The 16,748-nt window shown below is 34.8% G+C and carries 9 protein-coding genes and 1 tRNA gene; 5 read left to right on the forward strand and 5 right to left on the reverse strand.

Annotated features, from left to right (window positions below):
- Positions 1-150: 150 nt before the first annotated feature.
- Positions 151-2,655 (forward strand): SPOR domain-containing protein, encoded by a 2,505-nt coding sequence (locus tag ACFIM8_RS03890; RefSeq protein WP_375614543.1) that lies wholly within the window; start codon positions 151-153, stop codon positions 2,653-2,655.
- A gap of 181 nt (positions 2,656-2,836) precedes the next feature.
- On the opposite strand, the gene ACFIM8_RS03895 is transcribed toward ACFIM8_RS03890, so the two are convergent.
- Complete coding sequence (locus tag ACFIM8_RS03895) at positions 2,837-3,112, reverse strand: hypothetical protein (protein ID WP_375606656.1); 276 nt, start codon at positions 3,110-3,112, stop codon at positions 2,837-2,839.
- A gap of 310 nt (positions 3,113-3,422) precedes the next feature.
- Here ACFIM8_RS03895 and ACFIM8_RS03900 point away from each other — a divergent pair, with 310 nt between their 5' ends.
- Positions 3,423-4,529 carry a branched-chain amino acid aminotransferase gene (locus ACFIM8_RS03900; RefSeq protein WP_375608328.1) on the forward strand — a complete coding sequence of 369 codons (1,107 nt, stop codon included), beginning with the start codon at positions 3,423-3,425 and terminating at the stop codon, positions 4,527-4,529.
- 110 nt (positions 4,530-4,639) lie between these two features.
- Here ACFIM8_RS03900 and glpX read toward each other — a convergent pair whose 3' ends face one another.
- Complete coding sequence (gene glpX / locus ACFIM8_RS03905) at positions 4,640-5,626, reverse strand: class II fructose-bisphosphatase (protein WP_375606658.1); 987 nt, start codon at positions 5,624-5,626, stop codon at positions 4,640-4,642.
- 143 nt (positions 5,627-5,769) lie between these two features.
- Complete coding sequence (locus tag ACFIM8_RS03910; protein ID WP_375606659.1) at positions 5,770-7,086, reverse strand: homoserine dehydrogenase; 1,317 nt, start codon at positions 7,084-7,086, stop codon at positions 5,770-5,772.
- A gap of 1,248 nt (positions 7,087-8,334) precedes the next feature.
- Here ACFIM8_RS03910 and ACFIM8_RS03915 point away from each other — a divergent pair.
- The 3 genes from ACFIM8_RS03915 to ACFIM8_RS03925 all read left to right on the forward strand — a co-directional run bounded on the left by ACFIM8_RS03915 (position 8,335) and on the right by ACFIM8_RS03925 (position 11,915).
- A tRNA-Glu gene (locus ACFIM8_RS03915) sits at positions 8,335-8,409 on the forward strand.
- Positions 8,410-9,156: 747 nt separating this feature from the next.
- Positions 9,157-10,371 (forward strand): NADP-dependent isocitrate dehydrogenase, encoded by a 1,215-nt coding sequence (locus ACFIM8_RS03920; protein WP_375614544.1) that lies wholly within the window; start codon positions 9,157-9,159, stop codon positions 10,369-10,371.
- A 116-nt stretch (positions 10,372-10,487) separates the two neighbouring features.
- Positions 10,488-11,915, forward strand: coding sequence for an MFS transporter (locus ACFIM8_RS03925; RefSeq protein WP_375614545.1), 1,428 nt, complete (start codon positions 10,488-10,490; stop codon positions 11,913-11,915).
- A gap of 44 nt (positions 11,916-11,959) precedes the next feature.
- Here ACFIM8_RS03925 and ACFIM8_RS03930 read toward each other — a convergent pair whose 3' ends face one another.
- Positions 11,960-13,159, reverse strand: a complete 1,200-nt coding sequence (locus ACFIM8_RS03930) for an MFS transporter (RefSeq protein ID WP_375606662.1) — start codon at positions 13,157-13,159, stop codon at positions 11,960-11,962.
- A 1,283-nt stretch (positions 13,160-14,442) separates the two neighbouring features.
- Positions 14,443-15,561: a tRNA guanosine(34) transglycosylase Tgt gene (gene tgt, locus ACFIM8_RS03935; RefSeq protein WP_375606663.1), complete on the reverse strand. Its 1,119-nt coding sequence runs from the start codon at positions 15,559-15,561 to the stop codon at positions 14,443-14,445.
- Between the last annotated feature and the right edge of the window lie 1,187 nt (positions 15,562-16,748).

The following is a 16,748-nucleotide window of genomic DNA, read 5'->3' on the forward strand; positions in this document are numbered from 1 at the left end:
AAAGTTCTATAAATACATACAATAGGTACTCTATTGATAAACTTTTTCATGTATCCTTGCATGAGAGGGGGAAAATTTATAATTTTAATATAACAAATCAAAATCAACCATTGATTGCACGTAAGTGCAAACCATCATGTGAGAAAAGCTATGAGCGATAACGATCGCAAAAATCTACACGAAACAAAACACGATCATGAACACCATGATCCTTTAGAAAGGCTTACGCGCATTTTTAATCCGCACAAACAAAGCGGAAACCAAAATGGGCAATCTTCTTTAAAAACAGATCGATCAACATCTCACCCCGAAATATCATCCCATGATGATGATTTTGATTTGTCCTTTCTAGAAGAGGAACTTGAAAATAATTTAGCACATGACTTACCGTTTGATGATCAAAAAAAACAATGGGGCTTGCATGCAACCAGCAACGCAAAAGCCTCAGATATTGCACAAGCTGCTTCTTTCAACCATTCAAAACAAAATAATTTATCTGAAGAGAAATATTCTTCATCTAACAATCATGATGAAGAACAAATTTTAGATGCGCTTTCTCCATTACCAATCCCCAAAAATCAATCACATCAACAGAAAACAACAGCAACCAGTGCTGATCCTTTTCTTGAAAAAAGTAATCTTATGTCACAATCAGAATCAGAAAATTTCTTTTTTGATAAATCTGAAAGGCGTGAAAATAAGAGAGAGACACCAGAAGATGTTGAACAAACCAATCGTTTTTCACAAATAAATTCACAACAACCTGAGGCTACGAATATACAAAAAACTTATGATGACAATCAAAACCTCTATGACACTCCTATAAACCATCCCTATAAAATTTCAGCTGATCAAGAAAATTGGATTAAAAAAGATTATCCTGATTCCTCCTCTTCTACAGAGGAAAATGAGTTTTTCTCATCTTCTAATCTTGTGTCAGAAAGACAAAACACTACAAGAAATCAAACAACAAGTACCTTCTCCTCACCTTTAGATTCTCCACCAGTTGATAGACAATCTTATTTAAAGGGAGCTTCACAAGAAGATCATAAAACCAATTATCCCCATTTTTTTGAAGAAACCCCCTCACAACAAGAAACTTATAGCGAAAAAGTTCCGATATATGATGAGGCTCGAGCCCAATACATCAATAACGCCGAAGGTGCGTCTAACCCAAATAGAGAAATTTCATATAATGAAAATAATTTAGATGAGTTTCTTTCCTCATCCCCCTCTTTAAATACAAAACAAACGGATGACTTTTTTACCCATAACTATACGCACAGAGATACTCCCCCTCCCAATGTTGATACTTATAAATTTTCAGAGGAAATCGTAGAAAAAACTGGCCCTATTATGGTTCCAGAAGTTCCGTATGAAGCGCCAGAATATGATGTGCCAACTAATGGTGGTTTAGAAGAAGAATTTGCTGATGTACTCAATGTAGGGAATGTCCCAACGGATAATTTTTCTCAAAAACAACAGCAAAATGAGGTTTTTAGTGAAATTTTTCATCAGTCTATGCAAAATTCAAAAGAAGGTGTTTATATAAACTCTAAAGAACAAAACTCCGACTATTTTTCTTCTGCCAATATGGAATATAATTTTCCCTCTTTTAGCGAGAATTCATCATACACAAGCTCAGATGAGGTTCCCACGCATCCATCAGCTCCTCCTCCCTTAAAAAGTTTTATTTTTGGTAAAACTTTCATTAAAGGTTTTTTTATACTTATTTTAATAGGAATTGGGTTTGCTGGTTATTCTCACTTTTTTATGCCATCACAAAAAAATCAAGAAACGGTCATTATCCACGCTGATAATACGCCTTTTAAATTCAAACCAGAAACAACTGAAACGAAAAATGATGTTGCACATAATTTAGATATCTATAAACAAACAACTGAACAAAATGAGAAACAAGAAAATACACAACAATTTCTTATTGATAACTCTGAACAACCTGAAAATTTAAAAGAATTAAACCCTGAAGAATCTTCAAGCGTTTCCTCATCGTCTTTAAATGAATCTGATGTTGAAGATGCAGTCACAGAAGCCATAAATCATACTATTCCAATGCGAGAAGTACAAACTGTTATTGTCAATCAAGATGGTACAGTTACACTAGCCCCCGCGCATCAAACAAACAGCAAAACTGCTGCTCAATCTGAAGAAAGCATTGATCAAGCTTCTAATGAACTTCAAGATTCGTCCCATGATTCTGATATAAACGACCAAGAAAGAGATCATGATCTCAAAAATAATATTGATAAAATAATCGCAGAAAATAATTCTAGCTCAAATATTGAAGAAAAATTTATCCCAATTCCTTCTCATGCAGAGAGAAATGCACAAATCGAAACAGAGACTGCATCTCGCCCCACCTCATCAAACAGAGTTGCACCACAAAATTCAGAAAGTTATTATGTACAACTTGCATCTCAACCAACGCATGAGCTAGCTAGAGATTCTTTAAAAAATATGAAATCTAAATTTGGGTTCCTTATCGGTGCCCGTCCTTTAAATATTCAATCCGCTTTTATACCAGGAAAAGGCACTTATTACCGTGTTCGGATTCAAGCGCAAGACCGTAATGAAGCCATAATCCTTTGTGAATCCATTAAAAGTTCTGGTGGAAGCTGCTTCATCACACGCTAAACCAATAATGCAGCGGTTTTAACAACCGTTGCATTATTTATTTCCATACCAGCTCATTACTTATCGAAAACGTTAGAAATTACAATTCCCTCAATCTTTTTCGCTTATGTCTTTGTGCTGACTTTATTCCTTAATCTACGTCGATTTTTGCTCTATCTAAAAGATTATATTTATGAAAAAATCACTCCGTACCCTTATAAGTATAAGGTACAAGGGGAGGCGAATTTAAATCTTTTTTGGGCGTTGTTACGCTTTGGCTTGTTTCTGGGGTATTATAACGCGAACTATGTTCAGGAGATTTTGCAAAAAAAGATCCTAAAAAACCAAAAATAAACCAGATAATAACCATCGCAAGAAGAATAGCAAAAATACCCTTAGCGATTGAAACAGGTTGTTCACGACCTCTTCTTTCTGCGGCCATACGTTCTTCATATGTGTGATAATTTTTATCAATCATAGTGGATTCCTTTTCTCAATTCCCTTACCTTTAAATTTCTAGAAAATATGCATATATGAAATTATTCAGATACTTATTGTGAGAAAACGATAATTATAGACAAAAGTTCCAGCTTACTTCATAAAGTTGAGGAGAAGAGGCAGGGATAGAATTAAAATATCCACCCTACCCTAGCCTTTGAATTCTATAATAAACCCCTTTGTATTCTATAATAAAACATTGACACAAAGGTTTTGTTAATAATAGAGTTATAATTAAAATATTTCATTATTTTTATTAATAAAAATGAAACATACTCAGAAGGTTTTTTATGAAATCTCCCATATCATCGCTTCCCTTTAAAATAGAAAAACACCCATCTCCTCTGTCAGAAGAAAAACGTGAAAAAATTCTACAAAGTCCCGGTTTTGGTCAGTTTTTTACAGATCACATGTGTACTATTCAATGGACTGAAGACAAAGGCTGGCATAATGCCATCATTTCTCAATACAAAGCTTTAGAAATTAATCCTGCAAGTACCGTTTTGCATTACGGACAAGAAATTTTTGAGGGCTTAAAAGCATATCGTGCAAAAGATGGACGCATCTTGCTCTTCCGTCCTGATGCCAATGCACAACGCTTTATAGAATCAGCACAACGGTTAGCGATGCCAGAATTACCAAAAAATATTTTTCTAGATGCCGTTCATCAATTAGTAAAAATTGATCAAAAATGGGTTTCCGACCATCCCAATGCTAGCCTCTATATACGTCCATTTATGTTTGGCAATGAAAGCTTTTTGGGTGTTCGCTCTTCTCAAGAATATCTTTTTTGTATCATAGCCTCTCCAGTTGAATCCTATTTCAAAGGAGAAGAAAAATCTGTCAGCGTTTGGATTGAAACAGATTATAGTCGAGCCGGTCCAGGGGGGACAGGGGCTGCCAAATGTGGTGGAAACTATGCAGCGAGCTTACTTGCACAAAAAAATGCAACTGAAAACAATTGTAGCCAAGTGCTCTTTCTCGATATGGTTGAACATGAATGGATTGAAGAACTTGGTGGTATGAATGTCTGCTTTATTATGGACAATAATACACTCGTAACTCCTCCACTTAATGGAACAATCCTTCCAGGAATAACACGTCATTCGCTCTTAGAATTGGCAAAACAAATAGGATTAGAGATAGAAGAGCGTCCTTATTCCTTTAAATCTCTCCAAGAAGATGCAAAGAGTGGACATCTTAAAGAAGTCTTTGCTTGTGGTACAGCTGCCGTTGTCACATCAATTGGTCGTTTTAAATATAAAGGGGGAGAGTTTATTATTGGAAATGAAACAGTTGGAGAAATTACAAAGCAGCTTCGTACACAATTGGTTGGCCTTCAAAAAGGGGACATAGAAGACAAAAACGGCTGGGTACATTCTATCCAGCTCTCATAATAATGAGATATTTTTATATTTATAACGCTTCCATGAATACATATCTACCTTCATGGAAGCGTACGTGCTCACTAAAAAGTTTCTCTATTTTTTAGCGACTACAAAAAATATTAATCAAATTTTGAATAATCTTTATGCTGTGCTTTAATATTGCGGACTGTTCCCGTATGGGAACGCATTACGAGAGTTTCTGTTTGAATATAGCGAGGCGTGAATTTAACGCCAGAAAGCATATTACCATCTGTCACCCCTGTTGCTGAAAACAAAACATCACCCTTTGCCATTTCTTCCATTGTATAAACCTTATTGGGATCACTAATCCCCATTTTAGCTGCACGAGCAATTTTCTCTTCTGTATCAAGCAGCAAACGACCTTGCATCTGTCCCCCAATGCAGCGCAAAGCAGCAGAAGCTAAAACCCCCTCTGGAGCTCCACCAATCCCCATATAGATATCAATACCTGTTTCTTCTGGATCAGTTGTATCAATAACAGCAGCCACATCTCCATCCCCAATCAAGCGAATCGCTGCTCCTGTTGCTCGTACTTCATCAATCAATTTTTCGTGACGAGGTCTATCCATAATACAAACAGTAATCTGATTAACGGCTACTCCTTTAGCCTTTGCAAGAGCATGGATATTATCGGCAGGACAAGCATCTATATCTACTATTCCCTTTGGATAACCAGGACCAATAGCAATTTTTTTCATATAAACATCAGGAGCATAAAGGAGGTTACCCTTTTCAGCAATTGCAACCACAGCCAAAGAATTGGCAATATTTTTAGCACAAAGTGTTGTTCCCTCTAGTGGATCAAGTGCAATATCGATCGCCAATCCACTTTGAAGACCTACTTTTTCTCCAATATAAAGCATAGGCGCTTCATCCCGCTCACCTTCACCAATCACCACTGTACCATCAATAGGCAATCGATTAAGTTCCTGCCGCATTGCATCTACAGCAGCTTGATCCGCAGCCTTTTCATCGCCACGTCCGCGCCAGCGTGCAGCAGCAACAGCAGCACGTTCAGTAACACGTACCAATTCAAGTGTCAAAATACGATCAAGTCCATTTAAAATCTTCTGAGTTGTGGGCATATGAAAAAATCCTACCGAATGAATACCAGAAAAAATATGAGTCCTTATTAAATACTAAGAATAAAGTTTTTGGCAAAGATGAAAATTTTCCACAAGAGACAAAAGAACTCAAGCTTACCTTTTTGTCATTATCAAGAAAGTTATCAATTCTCTGCCATAGGTTCAATACGAATAAATTGAGATTTTGCAACAAGATGTCCATCTTTTTCAATTTCTGCAAGTGCCTGTCGTACATTCACCTCTGTTGTTTCATGCGTAATTAAAATAATTGTTTTTTCAATTTGATCTTCTACAAAAGATCTTTGAACAATCGACTCCAATGAGATGTGATTATCAGCCATATGCCTTGCGACCGCGGCAAAAACACCAGTACGATCATGAACATTTAAACGAATAAAATAACCACCTGCATGATGCGAAATACGTGCTTTTTTATGAGGAGCAAGTTCTAATGCTGGGCGTCTTAAAACAGGTGCATACTGAAAACCAGAACGTGCTTTTGCTATATCAGCCAAATCACCAATAACGGCTGATGCTGTTGCCTTTCCTCCGGCACCGGGACCAGAAAACAGTAATTCACCTAATAAATCACTTTGAATAGAAAGAGCATTGGTTACACCATTTATCTGTGCAATCATCGAGGATGTTGGTACCATTGTTGGATGAACGCGTTGCTCTATTCCAGAATCCGTTTTTAATGCAACCCCTAAAAGCTTAATCCGATACCCCAATTCATCAGCTGCTCGAATATCAATTTGCGAAATATTATGAATTCCTTCAACATAAACATCATCTAACGAAACAGCAGTTCCAAATGCCAAGCTTGTCAACAAAGCTAATTTATGAGCAGTATCATTTCCCTCAATATCAAAACTTGGATCTGCTTCAGCATACCCAAGTCTCTGTGCATCTGCTAAACAATCTTTAAATGAAAGACCTTCCGTAAACATACGTGTTAATATATAATTACAGGTTCCATTGAGAATACCATAAATTCGCGATATGCGATTACTAACAAGTGATTCTCTCATCGCTTTGATAACAGGAATTCCCCCAGCAACAGCTGCTTCAAAATGAAGAAAAACACCTTTTTTTTCTGCAATTATAGCGAGCTCTACTCCATGTTGAGCAAGAAGAGCTTTATTGGCTGTTACAACATGATGTCCCGCCTCAAGCGCTCTCTTAACAGCGGTATACACCACATCCAATTCACCACCAATTAACTCTACAAAAACATCAATCTCATCAGAAGCAGCCAACTCCACAGGTGAATCAAACCATTTTATACCACTAAGATCAATTCCACGATTGCGGCCTTTATCACGCGCACTAACAGCAACAACTTTGATGAATCGTCCACATTGACAAGCTAAACTATTCGCTTTTTCACATAGAGTTCGAACAACTGAAGTACCAACTGTACCAAGTCCCGCAACACCAACTTTTAAAGCTTCTGCCATTATTAACCACTGATCCCTATCTTCATTGAAAAATCGTTTAAATGATGTGCCAATCAACACAAAAAGTACTTATGTTCATAAAAACAAAAGAAATACCCTGTTCTATTCATTTCATTTTTTCTAATAGAATTATCCCCGCTTGTTCAATCAACATTCCTAAAAATATAATATTTATTGTCTTCAAAGATTTCAGAATCTTTATAAAATATCTAATTCAGAATGAAAATCTGTAAAACTTATAAATGCAAGTTTCCATAAAGAAAAGTTCTAAAAAATAATCAATAACCAGTTAAAGAATATTGAAGAATTGGTAAGAAAGAATAAAAACATCTCTTCTAAATCAACAAGTATGGAACAAAAAACATTCTTTCATATGATAAATTAAGGGAATGAATAAAATAAAGTAAATCAGTAAATGATAACACATTCCTTCCTACCATTCCATAGCTTTAACTATAAATCTTTAATGCAAAAATCTTAACGCACTCATATATCAAAATAGAACCTTACATTAAAGTAAAAAACAAGACTTGATATGTGTACACCATAATTCTGAAATATTATAAATATGGAGAATAAATTTGCAAAATTCGAATATTTTATCTCAACTTATTACCACCTCTTTGCAAAACTAGCGAATTGAAGTGACAAAAAACTCAATTTACCCTTTATCCACGCTAATTCATTTTCAAATCAAGAACTTCTCAATATGTAAAAGAACAAATGAATGGTTTTTAATTTTAAAAATTTTACAGTCATGTAAAAGTAAATATAAGAAAATTATTTTTTAATATATTCTGTAAAAATTGCTTTAATATTTTTATTATAAAGAATCTTTTTATATTTTGTTAAACTGAAAGGAATCTGTGGCTTGTTCCTCAAAAAACTTTTGTATGATTGGTATTATTTGTCAATTTGGTAATAAATATTGTCTTTCTACTTCATAAATTATACAGTTTTTGCTTTATGATAAACTCAAATGAGAAGTCTTCTGTATAAAGGCTCTTTCAAGCAAGTTAAATAATATTCTCATATGGTGAGCAAAGATAACAAACGATAAAATATGCAAAAAATAAATACATTAAAAATGCTGTTTTTGATCATTTTTGCCTACTCCTCAAACTGAAAAAAACAATCCAAACAGAAATCGCTCAAAAATTATTCAATAAAACACACTTTTTTCAAAAAAAATGACACAGAGGGCTTGCGAAGTAAAAAGATCCTCTCTATAAGCCTCATCATTGGTTTGCGCCCATCGTCTAGCGGTTAGGACATCGCCCTTTCACGGCGGAAACAGGGGTTCGATTCCCCTTGGGCGTACCATGTTTCTTTTTTCTATGTGTAATATATTCATTTTATTTGTGTTTTTAAAAATGAGGGATGCATAAATAAAAACGAGGGAATAAGATTTTAAAAGGAATCTCTTCGTAAAAAGGGTACAAGAATCATTAGGTGATTAATTTCTTTGTTGCATTTCGAGGATAGTGCTTTACTGTGCACAGTTAATAACAATAAGAATCGATAAAACATAAAAGTTAGAAGATTCTAGCTCGCGATACGGTAATTTTATAAGTCATATCCTTGCGTATTTTCCAACCTTCAAAATTGAAGTTTATCCCAAACGCATTTTATATGAAGCATTTCTAATTACAGTGCCATTGTTATCACATTAAACTTTTTATAAACAAACAGACCGTAAGCTTAAAATTGAAATAGAAATATAAAAATAGTTTCTTATTCACCTAACACAACAAATCAAGAAACTATAATTCAGAATACGATCAACTTATTAAATGGAATCTCTGATAATAAAAATGTATAATCTCGATCCCCCGATGATCTAACTACCTTAATCTATTAAACAGATTCCTCATCAATCATAGAATAATTATAGATTTGCAAACACATCACTTCTTTTCAAAAATTAAACCCTCCAACAAAATTTTACACTCTATTGATAATATATTCTAAAAGCTCATATTTGAATGCTTTTTTCCCCTGTTTTTACTTTTCATTATAAACTTGAAAGTGTTATACAAATAGTATCGCTTAAAAGAAAAAGGATTTCTAATGGTAAAGATCAAAGTAGAAAACCCCGTTGTTGAACTTGATGGGGATGAGATGACCCGCATCATCTGGAAATATATCAAAGATAAATTAATCTATCCCTACCTCGACATTGATCTAAAATATTATGATCTTTCCGTCGAAAATCGTGATGCAACCAATGATCAGGTAACTATCGATTCTGCCAATGCTATCAAAAAATATGGGGTTGGTATAAAATGCGCAACCATCACACCTGATGAGGCACGCGTTAAAGAATTTAACCTAAAAAAAATGTGGAAATCACCTAATGGCACAATCCGCAATATTTTAGGAGGAGTCATTTTTCGCGAACCCATTATCTGTAAAAATGTCCCTCGCCTTGTTCCTAACTGGACAAAGCCAATTATTATCGGACGTCACGCTTTTGGTGATCAATACAAGGCAACAGATTTTAAATTTCCAGGAAAAGGGAAATTAAGTATTAAATTTGTCGGTGATGATAATCAAGTTATTGAACATGATGTTTTTGATGCTCCAAGCGCAGGGGTTGCCATGGCTATGTATAACCTTGATGAGTCAATTCGTGATTTTGCCCGCGCATCCTTTAATTATGGACTACAACGAAATGTTCCAGTTTATCTTTCAACAAAAAATACCATTCTAAAAACTTACGATGGTCGTTTTAAAGATATCTTTCAAGAAATATTCGATACGGAATTTAAAAATGAATTTGAAAACCGTAAATTATATTACGAACACCGTCTTATTGATGATATGGTTGCTTCTGCATTAAAGTGGTCAGGTGGATACGTATGGGCATGTAAAAACTATGATGGTGATGTCCAATCTGATATTGTTGCCCAAGGCTTTGGTTCTCTGGGTCTCATGACTTCTGTTCTCATGACACCTGACGGCAAAATTGTTGAAGCAGAGGCAGCACACGGCACCGTAACACGCCATTACCGTCAGCATCAAAAAGGTGAAGAAACATCAACAAATTCCATTGCCTCTATTTTTGCATGGACGCGTGGACTAGCGCACCGTGCTAAACTAGATAACAATGAAAAGTTAAAAAACTTTTCCACGACATTGGAAGAAGTTTGTATTAAAACCGTCGAAGAAGGTTTTATGACTAAAGATCTCGCACTTTTGATTGGGCCTAAACAAAAGTGGCTTTCTACAACAGGTTTCCTCAATAAAATTGATGAGAATCTCAAAAAAGCAATGGGCAATTAAGTTATTACTTAAATTAAAATTCAAAGCTCTAAACAGAGCTTTGAATTTCTCTTGGCAAATTTAAAGAACTGCCTTATAAATAAAAAGAGGATAAATTTTATTAAATAGCAAAAACAGTGAAAAAACAAAGCTGGTCTGCGCTTTTATTAGGTAAAAATGGTCTTTGCTTTTTGACGTTTATAGGCGGTGTTGTGTTACACGCTACCAACGTTTATATTGTTATTACTATTTTGCCCTCTCTTATGAATCATATTGGCAATGAAATATATTATTCTTGGGTGGCAACTGTCTTTATTACAGCTTCACTTCTTGGGACTTCACTTGCAACAAAAATATTAGGGAAATTAGGTCCTCGCAACACTTATGTTCTCTCTGGACTTATCTTTACCCTAGGCACTTTCATGTGCAGCATTTCTTCATCTATGCCATTATTTTTAATAGGACGTTTTATTCAAGGATTTGGAAGTGGTTCTTTGTTATCCTTATCCTATTCCATGGTACGTATTGTTTTCAGTCCATCTTTATGGTCACACGCATTAAGTGTCATCTCTGGAATGTGGGGAATATCAACCTTGTTAGGACCAGCAATCGGAGGAATTTCTGTATATTATGGCATGTGGAGAGCATCTTTTTGGATCATTGGTGCATTAGCTATATTATTCTCACTCATAGCCTTTAAATTTTTACCCCAAAAGAATGAAAATTATATTCCAACAACCCCTCTCCCTCTGCTCCAGCTTCTCACACTCACCTTATTGATTTTTATCATTTCTGTTGGAGGAGCTATGGACACAACAATGGCCAAAATTTGCGGATTAGTTATCGGACTTAGTCTCCTCTTTGTCCTAGCAAAAATCGAATCATCTACCCTTCATCCTATGTTGCCACGCAAATCCTTTTCTTTTTCTTCTGAAATTTTTCCTGTTTACGCATTAATACTCGTTATGACGACAGTCGTATATAGTATGGAGCTTTATTTCCCACTTTTTCTTCAAGAGCTTCATGGACAAACTCCACTTCTTGCTGGTTACATAGCAGCACTTATGAGCCTAGGATGGACATGTGGAGCCCTCTCAAGCGCTGGTGTATCGGAAAAAAAAATTCGCAACATCATTATATACTCCCCCCTATTAAAACTATTAGGCATAGCTATTCTTTTATGGCTCATTCCAACAGAAGTTTCCACACTTGAATATATTTTTATGATCTGCTTAGCACTGTTTTTTATTGGAATCAGTGCGGGCATAGCATGGCCACATTTGCTCACAAGGATCTTACAATGTGCAAATGATGAAGATGCTCTCCGTGCCAGTGAATCCCTTACCTCTGTACAACTATTTTCAGCGGCCTTAAGTGCAACTCTAGCAGGAGTTATCACCAATCTTGCTGGCCTCTTTAATCCTGGAGGAACAATAGGAATGATCTTAGCAGCAAAAACTCTTCTTATAGTGCTCATGGGTCTTTTATTTTGTCTTGCTATTCCATTAGCACTGCGCATTTCTTACTGCATATTAAAAAACCCAACAGGACATTCCAATAACTAAAAATAAATATAAAAATTCCTTCTTCATTTAAAAAATGAAAAATATTAAGCATGCTTCTCCATATACCATGAGATGCAAAAAACCATTAATCCACACAAAGTTAGAACACTTCCTAAAACAGCTGTATATTCATAACTATAGCCCAATTTTAAAACTAATGCTCCAGATTCTGCACCAAGAGCGTTGGCAATATTAAAAGCAGACTGCATTAATGCTCCTGCCAAAATCTGTCCCTGTAGTGCAACATCCATAATTTTTGTTTGTATAGAAGGCATAGCAGCAAAAGAAGTTCCAACAAAAAAGCATCCTATTGCCGCTGTTAACGGAGCATAGGATAAAAAGAAAAAAAGAAAAAAAACAAATACGCTCCAAAGCATAGAAAAAAATATCATCGGCGAAATACCAATTTTAACGGCTAATTTAGGCCCCAAGAGATTTCCTACCACCATACCCAATCCAACTAAAGGCATGATAAATGGTACCAACTCAAGTGAAACACCAGAAATATGCATTAACGTTGGCTTGATATAAGTGAAAACAGAAAATAATCCTGACGCTCCCACCGAAACCATCAACAAAAGAAACCACACCTGCTTTTGCTTTAATGCACCCATTTCTTGCAAAGGATTCGTTTTTGGAAAAATTGAATCACAAGGAAAAAAATTCCAAATAAGCAAGCTACACAATAAAGCAATCATACCCACAAGGATAAAAGCAATCTGCCAACCAATAAGTTGACCAATCCAAGTAGCACTGGGTGCTCCCAAAACGGTTGCAATTGTTAAGCCGAGCATAACATATCCAACAGCTTTAGAACGTTCTTTCATTTCGACCATTGAAGAGGCAACCATAGCCGCAAGTCCAAAATAGATTCCATGGGGAAGTCCACTGAGAAAGCGTAATACGACTAATATGCTAAAATCAGAAAAAAAGGCACTAGCGATATTTGCTAAAGCATAAAAAAGCATCAATCCTATCAAAACAGTTTTGCGTGATACCTGAGCTGTTGCCACAGCTAAAAGAGGTGCTCCAATCACAACTCCTAATGCATAAGCAGAAATATATTGACCAGCGGTAGGAATATCAACATAGGAACTTCGTGCCATCTCTGGTAGTAGCCCCATTGCGACAAACTCTGCAGTACCAATAGCAAAACTCCCCACAGCAAGAGCTAAAATTATTAAACGCCGTATTCTCGAATCAATTCCCAATGCAAGAACCTTTTGTTGATAAAAATCCTTCATATCATCACTTCTGGATAGGAGTTTTAACTGTAGATATCTGTAATACACACAAACAAAAATTCAAAACATTGTTATACGCATGCCCAATAGTCCCTAATAAAATTTTAGAAATATTTTGATATATAAAGCATTTTATGAAGCTTTAAGTAAGATTCTTTAATGAAAAACCTTTGAAAACCTCAAGGTCACAGACGTATTTACCTATTTTTATCAGATCTGCCAGATAATAAACTTTACCTCCTCTTTTCAGTCATTGTAATTTTACAATGAAAGCTTTATTTTGCAACGACATACTATATCCTATAAATAATTCTAAAATTTTCTGAAGAATGCATTTCAACAAGTGAATAATATCTCATCATTATTTTGATACAAAGATAAAACGTCTCCCCTAAAATTATTGTTGCTTTATTTTTGCTACCTGAATACAGACCCTCCAAATCGATAAGTTATAATTTCAACTTTATGCCATTTTTATAAATTATTATAAATTCTTTTAAAAATTCTCATGATAATAGTGCTTGGTTTCTAGATTTATTAAATACCCTCTTTTAGACATCTTTAGCCCTCCCTCATCTAACAGAGGAATCGCATCAGATATCTAACTCACTATCTGTAAATTAAAATATTCACATAAATATATTATGATTATTTTCAGATAAATTCTATAAACAAAGCAAAAAACAAATATAACAAATTTTGTATAAGTATATTTATTGATATTTTATAAATATGACAATTATCGTGATTAATATTTAATTTATTATAACATTATATCTATAGTTTTATAATATTAATAATATTACATAAATATATTTTAAAGAATATTTATATATGAAAAATTAAAAAATAAAATTACAACATTTAAAATTTTGTAATTTTATTTTAACTTTATTTTAATTTTCTAAAAATCTATCTGTTCGATTGTATATAATCCATTCTTTAACTTTAGTAATAAAAAATACCAAGTAGCTCATAAAAGTACAATTTTCATACTTCTTTAAGAGTTCGCTAACGCCTCATTAACATTGTTGCTGTAAACAGTCATCAGAAACAGAAAAACTGTTTTTCTCCGGATCAGGTAGCGCGTACCGGAGTAACAGTTTCTGTTTTATATAGTACTTAGAAAGAGAATATATGCCCTATAAAACCGCACTGTTATATCTTAAGATAGTGGATTTTATAATTTTGGAAGATGTTTCTAATTTCATATTTTTAGCTAAATTTGTAAGTGCGAGAATAAATTCAATAAAAAAATAAGGTGCTATATTTCGATTAATATTTTAGCGTCCTTGTGCCCATAGAGCACGCGTTTCAGCGCAAAAATCAGCATAACAACCTTCTTCAATGGCATCACGAATTCCCTGCATAAGTTGTTGATAATAAAAAAGATTATTCCAAGTCAACAACATCCCCCCAAGAGATTCACCAGATTTGATCAAATGATGCAAATAAGCACAACTATAATCATGTGCTGCTGGACAAAGTGACTGTGGATCAAGAGGATGTGGATCTTCTGCATAACGCGCATTACGCAAATTAATTCTACCAAAGCGGGTAAAAGCTAAACCATGACGTCCTGCACGCGTCGGCATAACACAATCAAACATATCAATACCACGAGCAACACTTTGTAAAATATCATCAGGTGTCCCTACTCCCATAAGATAGCGTGGTTTATCCTCTGGTAAAATCGGACAAGTAGTATCCAATACTGCTGTCATAACACTCTGCGGCTCACCAACAGCAAGCCCTCCAATAGCATAACCTTTTAAATCCATTTCTTTTAATGCTTGAGCAGAACGCTCACGCAGTTTCATATTATCACCCCCTTGAACAATCCCAAACAATGCTTTATCTGGCTGATCTCCAAAAGCTGTTTTACAACGCAGCGCCCACCGCAATGAAAGTTCCATAGCTTCTTCCATTTCTTTTTCAGTGGCGGGTAATGCAATACATTGATCCAACTGCATCTGGATATCCGCATCAAGAAGCCCTTGAATTTCGATAGAACGCTCTGGACTCATTTCATAGTAAGCGCCATTAATGTAAGAGCGAAAAATCACACCTTGTTCAGTAATTTTACGGATTCCCTCCAGCGACATCACCTGAAAGCCTCCAGAATCAGTTAAAATAGGTCCGCTCCAGCGTGAAAATTCGTGTAATCCTCCCAAACGTGCAACACGTTCAGCTCCTGGACGTAACATTAAATGATAAGTATTTCCCAAAATGATATCTGCACCAAGATCACGAATTTGATCCATATACATAGCCTTAACGGTTCCTGCCGTCCCAACTGGCATAAATGCGGGTGTACGAACGCATCCTCGCCCCGTTATAATTTCGCCTCGACGTGCATACCCATCTTGAGCAATTTTTCTATAATGAAATGTCTTTATCATAACTCTCGTCTTTTTGATTCCATCAATGCATATCTCTGTAGAAAGAAAAAAGATATCCCCTTACGAGCATTGTCATAAGCTTTATGAATTAATTTTTGATTCGCTCAATATTGTAATCAGCATCAAAAATTAAACGAGATAAAAGAACATTTCTTGTTAAGAAATCAACATAATAAAAGTGATAATCTAGCTCCAGAAAACAAGTAAAATCCTTATAATATCACACCTCAAAATACCTATGCTTAACGCACTAAAGCCTTAACAGAACTGCAAAATTATTATCTCAACAATCTCATCTTTACGTACTTTCATAAGTAATAATTTCGTACGAATAGAAGAAAGTTATGAACGCATTGTACAACTTACAATATTCTTTAACTTTTACAGATAAAAAGTTTTCATCTATCGGGCACCGAGAGCCTTACGCTTAATAAAAGTGCAAATGCATATTATCATTTATCCGTTCACAACATTGAGATAGCCCTTGAGATAATTCATAAAAGGGAGCTTTTTCCAATAGTTTTTCCCCACGCCAATCTCATTTGTGACGAGCAAAAGGGATGATTTTGATTAATTCAACCGCATGAATAATCTGTAAGAGACCCCTACCGTGAAAAAAAAAGACTTACAAACCGACACTTGTAGAAAATTCACCCTTTAGGATGGAGAAGAAGTCAATATAAGAGAAATTGAAATAAGAAAATCTTACAATATTCAAAGCGCTCTTTCAATGGACAAAATAATAATTTATCCGTTATAAATCAATGTACTAATCTAGAAAGAAACCTATCTCTAAAGTTATTTAGATATAACTTCATAAAACACAAGCCTAGAGATTACATCTTTGCTCCATTGCAATTGCAAATAAAAAAAATCATGATTTTATTTTCATTATCTTGCGCAATATATTCATATAATATGGCGTTAAAAGGCTCTCCAGATTGTACAAGACAACCAACATCACAAATGTAATACTCTATTTTAAAACCTTACCTTGTATCATCCACATTGATAGATTCATCAAAATTTTTTAAAAAGCACAAGCATGAAAAAATAATTCATTCAATCTAACAGGAAAAATCCTTAATTAAACTGTAAGATCATTACCCACATGGGATAAAAATAAAATGAACCACCTATTATGAAACGCAAAAACAATTTTAAAAAACGACGAACCCTATAAATAG

Origin of the sequence: Bartonella sp. AC535YNZD (genome assembly GCF_042196625.1) — a bacterium.
Taxonomy (GTDB): domain Bacteria; phylum Pseudomonadota; class Alphaproteobacteria; order Rhizobiales; family Rhizobiaceae; genus Bartonella.

Bases quoted from the DNA above. Each gene is read 5' to 3' on its own strand.
- ACFIM8_RS03920 (WP_375614544.1), top strand. From the start codon at position 9,157: ATGGTAAAGATCAAAGTAGAAAACCCCGTTGTTGAACTTGATGGGGAT.
- ACFIM8_RS03895 (WP_375606656.1), bottom strand. From the start codon at position 3,112: ATGATTGATAAAAATTATCACACATATGAAGAACGTATGGCCGCAGAA.
- glpX (WP_375606658.1), bottom strand. From the start codon at position 5,626: ATGCCCACAACTCAGAAGATTTTAAATGGACTTGATCGTATTTTGACA.
- tgt (WP_375606663.1), bottom strand. From the start codon at position 15,561: ATGATAAAGACATTTCATTATAGAAAAATTGCTCAAGATGGGTATGCA.
- ACFIM8_RS03900 (WP_375608328.1), top strand. From the start codon at position 3,423: ATGAAATCTCCCATATCATCGCTTCCCTTTAAAATAGAAAAACACCCA.
- ACFIM8_RS03910 (WP_375606659.1), bottom strand. From the start codon at position 7,086: ATGGCAGAAGCTTTAAAAGTTGGTGTTGCGGGACTTGGTACAGTTGGT.
- ACFIM8_RS03890 (WP_375614543.1), top strand. From the start codon at position 151: ATGAGCGATAACGATCGCAAAAATCTACACGAAACAAAACACGATCAT.
- ACFIM8_RS03930 (WP_375606662.1), bottom strand. From the start codon at position 13,159: ATGAAGGATTTTTATCAACAAAAGGTTCTTGCATTGGGAATTGATTCG.